The organism is Hymenobacter sp. HD11105, from assembly GCF_054051685.1.
This window is the reverse complement of record NZ_JBSWBR010000001.1, coordinates 467,644-480,198: the sequence shown is the minus strand read 5'-3', so window position 1 is coordinate 480,198 and position 12,555 is coordinate 467,644. Positions and strand designations below refer to the sequence as shown.

Here is a 12,555-nt window from a genome sequence, read left to right as displayed (position 1 = left end):
TGGGGGGCTTTTTCGTGCCTTTCTCGATACTTACTGCTTCACAAAGCGTTGGCGGAAGGTTTTCTGCCCGTCGCTTACACTCAGCATGTACATACCGCTGGCCAGTCGCGCCACATTCAGCGCGCCTTTGCCATCAAACTGCGCGCCATTCACCGTGCGGCCCTGCATATCAGCTACCTGCACCGATACGGCGGAGGCGTTGTTTGGCAGGGTTACGCGCAGCACATCGGAGGCTGGGTTTGGGAATACGCCTACCTGACTGCCTTCCAAAGCGTCGCTGCCGAGAGTGGCGCTGCTGCTAGAGTTGCTGGTAGCTACGGCGTTGCTGGTGAGGGCTGCGCCGCCTGTTACGCTGACGGTGTAGTCTTCTACCTCGCCATAGTTGAAGGTGCTGCAGCTGGTTTGGGCCGCGTCGCTCAACGAAACCCGCATGCGGGTGTTACCCGTTCTGGCAGTCGTAGGCACTGTAAACGTAGCGCTAAGCGTAGCTGAGCTGGATGAGCTACCACTTACTACCGTCTCACCTGCATCCACGAAGTCGCCATCCTGGTTCCAGTCGATAAATACTCTCCAATACTCCGTGTAGGCCGTAGAAGCGAAGGCTGCGCTGAAGCGAATAGTCTGCGAGGAACCAGCAGCTAAGCTGGTGCTGAGGGCGGTGCCGTTGAAGTAGCCGCCCGTTTCTTTGGTCGAAGTCCGGTTGATGGTGCCAAGATTTACTAAGTCAATCCACTCGTAGGCGTTGTTATTGCCCTTGGAAGCGCAGTAGGTAACGCCCGTGGTAGGAGGCGGGGTGGTGCCGCCGCTGTAGGCCGCGCCCACGCCCACGGCGTACCAGGCATTGGTCGTAGCAATTACCTGCGCCGAACCCGCTCCGTACAGATCAGTAGCCGACTGAATAGAGTAAGTACGAGCCGCCGCATAGTTGCTTGACGCTGTCAGATATACACTCTCCGTACGGTAGGCAATCTTGGCCGCCGCGTCGATGCCGATACCCGTTACACTGAAGTTGTTGCCAATGTCATTGGTGCCGCTGCCACCTACGGCTAAGCGATAAAACCAGTGATTGAGCACGCCGCTGTTAGTGTGCACGCCGCCATTGTCGCCGCTACCGGCGTACCAGTTGGTGCCTTTGTAAGTATCAGGCTGACCTTCTGCATTCGGATTGCTCATGGAGCGCAGGGAGGGCCGCACCTTGTCGATGTCCTCGCCGATCAGCCAAGTAGCTTTGTTAGGGTCTTTGTAATACTCCACAGCCGCGCCCCAAATGTCGGAGAAGCCTTCATTCAGCGCGCCCGACTCATACGAGTACGTGAGGTTGGCGGTGCTGGAGCACACGGCGTGGCCGATTTCGTGGGCTGCCACGTCGAGTGATGTCAATGGGTCGAAGCGGGTGTAGCCGTCGCCGTAGGTCATTACGGAGCCGTTCCAGTAGGCATTCTCGTAGCCTTTGCCGTCGCCGGGCGTATCGTCAAAGTGGACGTAGCTTCTGATTTTGGCCCCCGCGTTGTTGTAGCTATTGCGGCCGAGCACGTTCTTGAAGTAGTCGTAGGTGCTCTGGGCGCCGTAGTGGGCGTCGAGAGCTGCATTGTCGAGGTTGGCGTTGGCGTACTCGGTCCAGTTGTTGTCAGCATCGGTGAAGTCAACCGCATTGGTGTAGCTGTTGCCTTTCCGGCAGTTATACGTTTCGATGCCCGAGCCGCGAGTCAGCTCACGCAGGCGGAAGCTGCCGTTGATGCTTTCCGTAGCGCTGGTTTGGGTGCCACTGTAGCGCGTAGCAAAAGTGCCGGTAGCAGCGGCATGTTTGATAATAGCGTCCTTGGCCACGATGTCGCCAGTTTGGGCGTCCACGTAGATATAAGCCCGGCTTACTGGCTGCTGCGAGTAGATGTTGAATTTCCAGGCCAGCGTCGGCTGCTCAAACTCGGGGCTGCTAGGGTCTACCTGAGTGTTGGCCACAATAACTAGCTCACCCGTCGGCTTATAGCTGGCGCGCGGGTTATTCTCCTGCTCTTTCAGTGTAGCCTCTTCGCCAACATCTTCCCACATGTACTTTTTGCCCCCCACGAAGCGCAAGGCCCGCTGCAAAGCCGCCTGCTCATTCAAGGTAGGCGCCGTTTTCACGTTTTGCACCCGCTCGAAGTTGCCGCTCATGCTTTCCACCACGCCTTGGCGGGCGTGTACCGTGTATTCGGCGTGCTCTACTTTGATGCCTTTGTAATACTGCGTGAATTTTTCGTGCACGAAGCCCAGCTGATCGGCCTCGATTTTGGCGCTCTGTAGGTGGTCGTCGGTGGTAAGGCCGAGCTGTTCGGCAAGGGCCGTCCGCGCCTCACTCAACTGGTACGATTTGCCTTGCAGGCGAAACTGAACCAAGGTAGGCGTACCTTTTTCGCCTATTACCTTGTTTTGCACCCGAGTCAGATCCTGACCTTGTGCGTAAGCTGAAGAGAAGCCGCCCAGCAATAGCAAAGCGGCCATAGAGTACTTGTGAACCATGAAAGAGGGATTTGGTGGTAGAAAAGGGACAGAAATGGACCGGCTGCAACCGGCTCATGCCTCAAATTAGGAATTCCTACCCTTGATTACTACCTAGTAAACCCACCAAAAATTCCGACTCTATATAGCAGACTCGCTGTATAAAAATAGCCTTGCCAGTACGTTTTTGGGGGCATTGGGGAGCATTTTTTCCTCCTTTAAAGCCTAAATAATCGGCTATTTGTGACTTCTACTAATTCTTCCTTTTCTCTCATATTCTTTCTATAAGTAAAACAATGGCTTCAAATCATTCTACTCTAGGCAGCCGCTGGAATCTCACGGGTCAGGTGGCGCTCGTTACGGGCGCCTCGAAAGGCATAGGAGCCGCCGCCGCAGAAGAATTGCTCGGTTTTGGAGCTACCGTAGTAGCTGTGGCTCGTAATGCCGCCGACCTTACTGCTCAGGTAGAAGAGTGGCGTGCCCGTGGGCTCGATGCACACGGCATTGCCGCCGACGTAAGCACCGCCACTGGAAGAGCTGCCTTGTTAGCGGAGGTAGGCAAGCAGTGGCCGCAGCTGCACATACTAGTGAATAATGTGGGCACCAATATCCGCAAGCGCACCGCCGAATACACCGCCGAGGAGTATCAGCACATCATGGCCACCAACCTTGAATCGGTGTTTGGGATGTGCCAGGGGGCATTTCCGCTGCTGCAAGCTGCCGGCGGGGGCAGCATTGTGAACGTTTCGTCGGTGGCCGGCCTCACCCACGTGCGCACCGGTTCCATTTATGGCATGACTAAGGCGGCCATCGTTCAGCTCACGCGCAATCTGGCAGTGGAGTGGGCCGCCGAGGGCATCCGCGTCAATGCCATTGCGCCCTGGTATATCCGCACGCCCCTGGTTGCGGGAGTACTCAGCGACGATGAGTTTTTGCACCAGGTACTGGCCCGCACGCCGATGAAACGCATCGGAGAGCCCGAAGAAACCGGGGCGGCCATAGCATTTCTGTGCCTGCCCGCCGCTAGCTACATTACCGGGCAGTGCATTAGTGTAGATGGCGGCTTTGCCGTAAATGGGTTTAGCTTTTAAACAGTCTTGTTCAAAACCATAAAGCGCCGGTTGGGTAGTCGCAAGTCGACTACCCAACCGGCGCTTTATGGTTTTAGAAATAGCAGGTTATAACAATGCCCTCAGGCCTTCTTCGTAGCGCTGGGGGGCTTTTTCGTCGGAGGTTAGGTAGAGGAATGGCTCGATTAGCTCTAGTTCCATGAGCAGAAAGTCGCCTTCTACCTCTACGCCGTCCACACGGGCATAGAGGCAGCCTTCGGCGAAGCGGGCCACAATATCGTCGGCTGCGCGGCGGAGCCGGTCGGGTGCTTGGCGAGGCTCAATGCCGCCCCCAAGGTGGTGCTGCACCCGGAAGTCGCCGGACTTAGGAGTTTTGAGCACGCAGTGGCTGAATTTGCCCCCCAGATAAATCAATGACCATTCGCCCTCGGTTTGGATCTGAGGCAAGAAGGGCTGAGCCAAAAAATCCCCCTCCGCCAGCAGCGTATCTAGCTCCGACACGCGGGTAGCGGCTTCGGCGGGGCGCAAGGAGAAGGTATTCTTAGCCCCACCACTAATGGCGGGCTTTAAAATAAGCTGCTCGGTTTGTAGCTCCGCAAACAGTGCGTCGGGTAGAAAGTGCGAGCCGCGGGGCAGCCAGTGCGTGGGCACGATGCGCACGCCCGCCGCCTGCATATCCAGTAAGTATTTCTTATCCGAATTCCAGCGAACAGTGGCTACCGGATTCAGCACTCGCACTTGCAGGCGCTCCAAAGTATCGAGCCAGGCATAGAACTCATTTATGCGGTCGAAATAATCCCAGGGCGACTTCATCACCACTACCTCGTAGCTGCCCCAGTCCACGGCCGGGTCGCTCCAGATTTCGCTCGTAACGCGGTGGCCGCAGCTTTTTAAATGTCCCGTGAGTAAGGCGTCTTCTTGTTCAACGCCCGCCCCAGCATATTTACCTACAGGTTGGTAGGTCACTAAAGCAATATTCACTCTTCTAGAAAATTAAGTTTTTTACCCGTTCAAAATCTACTTTTTCATGGTCAGATAATCGGAGGCTAGCATTGCTAAGGCTTTCACCCCCAGCGTGAAGCCGCTTTCATCTAGGCGGAAGCCGGGCGTGTGGTGGGGCGCGGTGGTGGCTGGGTCGGTGCCTTTGGTCATACCGCCTACGAAGACGAACACGCCGGGTACTTTCTCCTGGAAATAAGCAAAGTCTTCGGCGCCGGTTACCGCCTTTTGCAGCACGACATTATTAGTCCCGGCTGCCGTGCGCAAGGTTGGCAACATGCGCTCCGTGAGGCGCGGGTCGTTGTAGGTTACGGGGGCGTAGTTTACGATGTCGACTTCGGCCGTGGCGCCTGCGCTTTCGGCAATGTTGGTAGCCGTGCGGCGAATGTCAGCCCAGATTTTCTGCTGCATTTCCTTATTCAGCGTCCGGATGGTGCCTGTCAGCTCCACTTGTTCTGGGATGATGTTGTTGCGCACCCCGCCGTGTACCATACCCACCGTAATGACGGCCGCATCTTCCGTCAACTCCGTTTGGCGACTGACGATGGTTTGCAGGCCCGTAATAATCTGGGCGCTGGTCACTACCGGGTCCACGCTCAGCCAGGGGTAGGCGCCGTGGGCCGATTTGCCTTTCACTTTGATGGTGAAAACATCGGAGCTGGCCATAGTGCCGGCCGGGCGGTATTTAAGCGTGCCTACTTCCGTCTGGGCGTTCACGTGGACCCCAAAAATGGCGTCTACTTTCGGGTTGTCGAGCACGCCTTCTTCTACCATCAGCTTCGCGCCGCCTTCCTCACCGGGCAAGGAGCCTTCCTCAGCGGGCTGGAAGATAAATTTCACGGTGCCGGGCAAGTCCTTTTTTACTTGCGTGAGCACCTCAGCCGCGCCTAGTAGCATGGCCACGTGCGAGTCGTGGCCGCAGGCGTGCATTACGCCTACTTGCTGGCCGTTGTAGGTGGTGGTGGCTTTTGAGCGGAAAGTAAGCTCGTTGTTTTCGGTAACGGGCAGCGCGTCCATGTCGGCGCGCAGGGCTACCACGGGGCCGGGCTTTCCGCCTTTCAGAATCCCAACTACGCCGGTGCGGGCCACGCCGGTTTGTACTTCCAGGCCCAGCTTTTTCAGATGAGCGGCCACAATTTCGGCCGTGCGCGTTTCCTGGTTGCCCAGCTCGGGGTGTTCGTGGAAGTCGCGGCGCCAGGCTATTACCTGAGCTTCTTGTTGCTGAGCTAGTTTGGCGATGCGGGCGTTGAGAGCGGCGTTCTGGGCTGAAACCGGCACGATTCCAGCGCTGGTTAGCAGAGCTGCTGCCGTCAGCGCGGAGTAAACAAATTTCATAAGAGTAGGTGTTGGCGAAAGAATGGATACACAAGGTACAAACCGAACGCAACACCCGGCAGCCCGCCCAACCCGGTACGCTTGTATCTTTGCCACCCCGATGCCTGCTTTCCTTCTTTCTCGGCTTCTACATATCACCCACTTCCCAGCAGTGAGCCGAGCTTTGTTGCTACTAGCCTTACACCTATTGCTGCTGGCGCCGGCCCTGGCCCAAATGCCCCCCAGCCGCCTCGTGCCCTTCCGCCGCGGCAGCCTCTGGGGCTACGCCGACCAGCGCCGCCACCTCGTGCTGCCCCTGCGCTACGACGATGCCGGCCCCTTCGTGAACGACATTGCTTGGGTGCGCCGGGGGGCAAATTTTGGCTACATCGGCCCCGATGGCACTGCCCTAACGCCCCTGCACTTCACCCGCGCCAATAACTTCCACCAAGGCCGCGCCACCGTGGAGCTAGGCGGCGAAACCTTCCAGCTAGACCGTACCGGCACCCGCCTCACCACCCCGCCCGATTCCATTGCCGAAACCGACTTTATGGAGCAAGGCGACTTGGTGCGCCGCAACGGCAAAGTCGGGTTTCGCTTCAGCGTGGGCCACGCCGTAGTGCCCGCCGAGTACGATGAAATATTTGACAGCTACAACGGCCTGCTGTTCGTGCGCCGGGGGGCAAAATGGGGCGTCATCAACCAAAAAGGCCAGCTGGTCTTGCCTCTGGAGTATGACGCCATCCGGGCCACGCCCGCCAACGGCTACGCCTTTCCCATCATCGAGCTTGCCGGCCGCTTCGGCTACCTCGATGGCGCTGGCAAGCTGCTGGTGAAGCCTCAGTATCGCGAGGCCCAGCCCTTCGTGGCCGGCACAGCGCGCGTGCTCACCGAGGGCGGGCAGGCGGGGTATATTGATACGCGGGGGCGGGAGTTTTTCGAGGAGTAACGCAAGTTTCGCGAATTGCTCAGATGTAAGGCTTTTATCATTTCCTGCTATCTTACTGAGCAAGCCTTCAAAGCAATAAGGCTCTTTTCGTTATGCTCAACCTGCCTATCCTGAACGTCCGAATTCAGCCCTGCTCGGTAGGCGAGCAGCACCTGACGCCCCAGGCACAGGGTCACCACTGCGCCCTCTGCAACCAGCTCGTGCAGGACTTTACCCATAGCTCCCAAGCTAAATTGGAGCAGGCGCGGGCCGCCTCCCCAGATGGTCGAGTGTGCGGCCGATTCACTTCCGAGCAATTGGTGCCTGCGGTGCGGTTGCGGCCTAAGCTGCGGCGGTTTCTAGTGGCGCTGGTGCTGGTATGTGGGCTGGGGATTACGTACAGTGAGGTATGGGCACAAATAAACAGATTACCAGGAACCGCGTACCCCCCATATATAACTATTCCCCCGAAGGAAGAAGGTGATCCATATTCTCCTTTTAGGTGTGAGAAATTACCTCTTTATAAGGGAGTGAATAAGAAAGATGATGTGACGAAATTTATAGCGCGCAATACGCAATGGCCAGCAGGCGCGGAGCGTATTTGTATGGATGGTCGAGTGTTTGTTTACTTTCTTGTGGATGAAGAAGGTCGAGTACGTAATGCGAAAATTACAAAAGGCTTACACCCTCTGTTTGATGCGGAAGCGTTGCGCGTGATTCAGTTACTTGATCGACAATTTGAGCCAGCATTATGCGGCGGAAAGCCTGCATCTGTTTCATTCACTGTGCCGGTTAGTTTCAGAATTGAATAAGCTACCCGGTGATGTAGTCTAACCTTTCCCAAAAAATTCGCACCTTATAAGCCGATAGTACTAACCCCACCTCTCCCGGCTTATGATCTTTACGCCCAGTCCTATGCTGCTCAAGCTGCTCTACACCCGTGGCAGCCTGCGCAACACGCCTAATGGCGTGGCTTTCAGCATCAAGAACCGTCTCGACACCGTCCGCTTCACCCGCCTCGACTATGTGCAGATTGATGAGCAGCGTATCACCCCCGAGCATATTGCCCTGGACCTGGGCGACGGCGACATTCGCCCCGCGCCCGATGTGCTGAGCCGTACGCCCGGCGGCTTGGAGTTTCTGGTGGGCCACAGCATCACGTTTTACCTAACTACAGCTGCTCTATCCGAAGGTATTCACAGGGTACAGGTGCAGTTCGCGGCCGAGCCCTTCGGCGACTTGCACGTGGAGGTAGAAGATGGCATCGTTAATCAGGCAGCGAACCGCACGCGCATCCCGCGCCAGGACTCCGACGACTACGCCGAGGCCGCCATCAAAGAGCGGCAGCGTTTTGCTGAACAATACACAGGGCAGGAATTTGAGCATATAAAAAATTACTCCTTCGACCCCCATATGCTCCAAGGCAACTGCGAGCATTTTGTGGGCGTGGCTCAGATTCCGGTGGGCCTGGCCGGTCCGCTCACCGTGCATGGCGAGCACGCCCAGGGCGACTTCCTCATCCCAATGGCGACCACCGAAGGCACCTTGGTAGCCAGCTACAACCGTGGTATTCAAGTGCTCAACCTCTGCGGGGGCGTAAAGTGTACCGTCATCGGCGATGCCATGCAGCGGGCCCCTGTGTTCGTGTTCGACGACGCCCGCGGCGCCCGCGATTTCTCCAAGTGGGTAGAGGCCGAAATTGACTCCATACGTCAGGAGGCAGAAAGCACCTCGCGCGTAGCCAAGCTTCAGTATATCGATACGTATTTGGCTACCAAGTTTGCTTACTTACGCTTCAACTACAGCACCGGCGACGCAGCCGGGCAGAATATGGTAGGCCGCGCAACTTTTGCCGCCTGCTCCTGGATTCTGGATCATTATAAAGGCCCCGCAATCCGCCATTTCTACCTCGAATCTAACTTCGCGACCGATAAAAAAGCCTCCCAGATCAACGTGATGCGCACCCGCGGCAAGCGCGTGGTAGCCGAGGCTGTCGTGAAGCGCGACATTCTCCAGCAGCGCATGCGTGTAACGCCCGAGCAGTTAGCCTACCATGGGCAAGTAAGCAACGTGGGAGCCTTTATTTCGGGCGCCAACAACAACGGTGCTCACTCGGCCAACGGCATCACGGCCCTATTCATTGCCACCGGTCAGGACGTAGCCAACGTGTCGGAATCGTCGGCGGGGGTGCTTTACACCGAGGTAACCAAGGAGGGCGACCTGTACATGAACATCACCATTCCGTCCCTCATCGTGGCCACGCACGGCGGCGGCACGGGCCTGGCTACCCAGAATGAATGCCTGCGCATGCTGGGCTGCGTAGGCCGGGGCACGGTGAATAAGTTTGCCGAAATAGTGGCGGGCGTGGTGCTGGCTGGCGAGCTAAGTCTGGGCGCTGCCATTTCGAGCAGCGACTGGGTGAGCAGCCACGAGCAGTACGGCCGCAATCGATAAGACAAATTATATAAATTCGAACATTGCAATTCATAAAAAAGCCCCCAGATCTAATCTGTGGGGCTTTTTCAATAGTCAAGAAGTGAGCTGCTGCTTACAGCGGATCGGCCGTCACCTTGAAGCGCGAATCGGCGCGCATGGTGATATCTCGGGCCACGGCGCGCTTCACGCGAGCCTCGGTCGTGAGCGTGTAGCTGGAGGCCTTCAGGTACTTATCTAGCTTGGCGCCGCTGGGCTTCAGGTCGATTACCTTCTGGCCGGCTGGCACGGGGCTGAGCGTAGCCAGCGCTACCCGGTCGTTCTGGTCAGTGCTGATGTAGAGCGTGACGCTTTCCAGAAAATCGAAGTTTTCATTGTTAGGGTCAGTGATGGTAAGAGTAAGCTTGTTCAGGCTTACGTCTTTCACCAAATCGGCGCGCGTGTCCTCATTCTTGAAGCGTTCTTCCGAACGAGTGGTCACGGCTACTGGCGCAACCGGAACTAGCCCCACAACAGCATTGCCAGCAACCTTAATATTCTGTGTGTCTTCGATGTAGAAGGTTAAAAGTTGATCGATTTTCTTGCAGCCAACGGCCAGCAGCAAGACAAAGAGGGGGAAGAGAAACAGTATTTTTTTCATTTGATTGGCTTTTGCCGCAAATACGCAACAATTCAGCCAATCGGATTCGATTACGTTACTTCCTGCGCCCTAATCCATCATATCGGCTGAGCGCGGCGTTTCGTGTTTAAAGTCCGGATTCCAGCTCATCGGATACTTGTCGTCGACATATTGCAGAGCGGTTTCGGTGAGATACATGGGGCGGAAGGTATCGACCATCACAGCCAGCTCGTGGGTTTCTTTCTTGCCGATGCTGGCTTCCACGGTACCGGGGTGCGGGCCGTGGGGCAGGCCGCTGGGGTGCACCGTAAACGACGCCAAATCAATGCCTTTGCGCGACATAAAATTACCCGCTACATAGTAGAGCACCTCGTCGGAATCCACGTTGGAATGGTTGTAGGGCGCCGGAATGCTCAGGGGGTGATAGTCAAATAAGCGCGGCACGAAGGAGCAGATGACGAAGTTGTGCGCCTCGAAGGTCTGATGCACGGGCGGGGGCTGGTGAATACGGCCCGTAATGGGCTCGAAATCGTGGATAGAAAAGGCGTAAGGAAAGAAATAGCCATCCCAGCCGACCACGTCGAAGGGTGAGTGGGCGTAAGTAAGCTGGTGCAAATAGCCTTCTTTCTTGACCTGCACCCGGTACTCGCCGGGCTCGGTTTCCATAATCAGCTCCGTGGGCGGGCGCATATCCCGCTCGCAGTACGGCGAGTGCTCTAGTAGCTGCCCGAAGTGGTTGCGGTAGCGTCGGCACGTCTCGATGGGGCTGAACGACTCGATAATGAGCAGCCGCACTGGGCCTTCCTCGAAATGAAACTGATGGATAATGGTGCGCGGCACCACCACGTAGTCGCCGGGCTCGAAGCTGACTCTGCCCAGCTGGCTCCACAGTTCCCCGCGGCCTTCGTGCACAAAAATCACCTCGTCGGCCAGGGCGTTTTTGTAGTAATACTCCATGCGACGCTCCGAAGGGTTGCAAATGCTGAGCATCACGTCGGCGTTGCCCATGAGCGTCTGGCGGGCTTGCAGGTAGTCACCGCCGGTGGTGGTTTGGGCCAAGGTACGCAAGTGACTTGGCTGCAAGGCTCTGTCTTTCAAAAGCTTTTCACTGTACGGCACGGGCTCACCCACTTCTTTTATCTGGGTGGGCGGATGAATATGATACAACAGAGAGGATACGCCGTGAAAGCCGAGGGTACCTACGAGCTGCTCCGCGTAGAGCGACCCGTCGGGTTGACGGAATTGGGTGTGGCGCTTGCGCGGAATCTGACCGAGACGGTGGTAATAAGCCATAAGATAGAGGAAGCAAGGGTGGGATTGCTTAACAATTACAAGCTGGAAGGTCGGCAAATTCCCCTAAAAACACTACGCTCCGAGCTTGTCACGTGCTAGAGGATTACCTTTGCGCCCCTCTGCCGCCTCCCGTATGTTCTTCACGGATAGTCTACTGGAGCCGAACATTCCTAACTAAACAGGAGTTAGCAGCTAAAATGCCCCCCACTGTGACCTTTACCTTTCTTGCTCCTCCAGCCCGCCGGATTGGGCACCTTGCTTTGCTGCTGCTCATCACCGCGTTTAGCCCCAGCCCTGAGCGCCGAACGGAACCGGCGTCTAAAAATGCCCCCCGGCCGCTAAAGGCGCGCACCTTTAGCTTTGAGTACACGACTACGGTTCGCGATTTGCCCCCCAGCGCCCGGGCTGTAGAGCTGTGGCTACCAGTACCGCGCTCAGATAAGTCGCAAACTATTAGCAACTTAAAAATCGATTCGCCGCATTCTTATGAAGTGTTAGAAGGGCAATACGGCAACAAGATGCTGCACCTGAAAGTGGTCAAGCCGCCGACGCAGCCTTTTGCCGTGACCATGCGCTTCAAAGCTACTCGGCGTGAGCATCTAAACCCAATAGTAACGCCTAGTGCTAAGCCCAACGCCAGCAAGCTCAGTACGACTGAAGCCCGTGACCCCAACACGCCGCGCTGGCTGCAACCCGACCGACTGGTACCACTCGACGACCAGATTAAGCGCTGGGCTCAGGAAGTCGTAACGCAAGCAAATGCACAAACCGATCTGGAGAAAGCGGAGGCCATTTATAATCATGTCGTATCCACGGTGAAGTACGATAAATCGGGGCAGGGCTGGGGTCGTGGCGACATTTACTACGCCTGTGATGCCCGCCGGGGCAACTGCAGCGACTTTCACGCCGTGTTTATTGGCTATTGCCGGGCGCTGGGTATTCCGGCTCGTTTCAGCATTGGCTTTCCGCTGCCCGCCGAGCGAGGTGCGGGCGAGGTGAAAGGCTACCATTGCTGGGCTGAGTTCTACACCCCCGAAACAGGCTGGGTGCCCGTCGATGCCTCGGAGGCCGCCAAGGACCCGAAGCGCCGCACCTACTTCTTCGGTGCCCACGACGAGAATCGCGTGGAGTTCAGCCGTGGCCGCGACCTTACTCTAGTTCCACGCCAGCAGGGCGCACCGCTCAACTACTTTGTATACCCTTATGCCGAAGTGGATGGGCAGCCCTATACAAGCGTAGAGCAGCGCTTTCGCTATCAGGATGCAAAAATGCCCCCCAGCGCCGGTAAAAGCGCTTTGCATAAGTAACATCCATCCTTTGCTCCTTGCCGAAGAGCAGTTATTGGTCCGGCCTAGCATAAAAACCAAACCCCGGTTGCTCTGCATTATGCAGGTGGCAACCGGGGTTTGCTGTTAATTGAA

At 56.7% G+C, this 12,555-nt stretch carries 10 protein-coding genes; 5 read left to right on the top strand and 5 right to left on the bottom strand.

Features of this window, described 5'->3' with window-relative positions:
- Positions 1 to 30: 30 nt before the first annotated feature.
- Complete coding sequence (locus ACW9KT_RS02155; protein ID WP_457077746.1) at positions 31 to 2,499, bottom strand: M4 family metallopeptidase; 2,469 nt, start codon at positions 2,497 to 2,499, stop codon at positions 31 to 33.
- Positions 2,500 to 2,774: 275 nt separating this feature from the next.
- Here ACW9KT_RS02155 and ACW9KT_RS02150 point away from each other — a divergent pair, with 275 nt between their 5' ends.
- A complete protein-coding gene (locus ACW9KT_RS02150) occupies positions 2,775 to 3,569 on the top strand; it encodes an SDR family oxidoreductase (RefSeq protein ID WP_457077745.1) in 795 nt (264 codons plus the stop codon).
- Between the two features lie 87 nt (positions 3,570 to 3,656).
- Here ACW9KT_RS02150 and ACW9KT_RS02145 read toward each other — a convergent pair whose 3' ends face one another.
- Both ACW9KT_RS02145 and ACW9KT_RS02140 read right to left on the bottom strand, forming a co-directional pair.
- Positions 3,657 to 4,529 (bottom strand): ATP-grasp domain-containing protein, encoded by an 873-nt coding sequence (locus tag ACW9KT_RS02145; protein WP_457077744.1) that lies wholly within the window; start codon positions 4,527 to 4,529, stop codon positions 3,657 to 3,659.
- Between the two features lie 36 nt (positions 4,530 to 4,565).
- Positions 4,566 to 5,882: an amidohydrolase gene (locus ACW9KT_RS02140; protein WP_457077743.1), complete on the bottom strand. Its 1,317-nt coding sequence runs from the start codon at positions 5,880 to 5,882 to the stop codon at positions 4,566 to 4,568.
- Positions 5,883 to 5,982: 100 nt separating this feature from the next.
- Between ACW9KT_RS02140 and ACW9KT_RS02135 the strand changes: the two genes are divergently transcribed.
- The 3 genes from ACW9KT_RS02135 (at position 5,983) to ACW9KT_RS02125 (ending at position 9,243) form a co-directional block, all read left to right on the top strand.
- Positions 5,983 to 6,810: a WG repeat-containing protein gene (locus tag ACW9KT_RS02135; RefSeq protein WP_457077742.1), complete on the top strand. Its 828-nt coding sequence runs from the start codon at positions 5,983 to 5,985 to the stop codon at positions 6,808 to 6,810.
- A gap of 92 nt (positions 6,811 to 6,902) precedes the next feature.
- Positions 6,903 to 7,601 (top strand): energy transducer TonB, encoded by a 699-nt coding sequence (locus tag ACW9KT_RS02130; protein WP_457077741.1) that lies wholly within the window; start codon positions 6,903 to 6,905, stop codon positions 7,599 to 7,601.
- Between the two features lie 82 nt (positions 7,602 to 7,683).
- A complete protein-coding gene (locus tag ACW9KT_RS02125) occupies positions 7,684 to 9,243 on the top strand; it encodes a hydroxymethylglutaryl-CoA reductase (protein WP_457077740.1) in 1,560 nt (519 codons plus the stop codon).
- A 94-nt stretch (positions 9,244 to 9,337) separates the two neighbouring features.
- Here ACW9KT_RS02125 and ACW9KT_RS02120 read toward each other — a convergent pair whose 3' ends face one another.
- Together ACW9KT_RS02120 and ACW9KT_RS02115 are read right to left on the bottom strand one after the other, a co-directional pair.
- Positions 9,338 to 9,862, bottom strand: a complete 525-nt coding sequence (locus tag ACW9KT_RS02120; protein WP_457077739.1) for a hypothetical protein — start codon at positions 9,860 to 9,862, stop codon at positions 9,338 to 9,340.
- A gap of 69 nt (positions 9,863 to 9,931) precedes the next feature.
- Entirely contained in the window at positions 9,932 to 11,134 is a 1,203-nt protein-coding gene (locus ACW9KT_RS02115) for a homogentisate 1,2-dioxygenase (RefSeq protein WP_457077738.1), read from the bottom strand.
- A gap of 197 nt (positions 11,135 to 11,331) precedes the next feature.
- On the opposite strand from ACW9KT_RS02115, the gene ACW9KT_RS02110 reads away from it, so the two are divergent.
- Complete coding sequence (locus ACW9KT_RS02110; RefSeq protein WP_457077737.1) at positions 11,332 to 12,441, top strand: transglutaminase-like domain-containing protein; 1,110 nt, start codon at positions 11,332 to 11,334, stop codon at positions 12,439 to 12,441.
- Positions 12,442 to 12,555 lie beyond the last annotated feature (114 nt).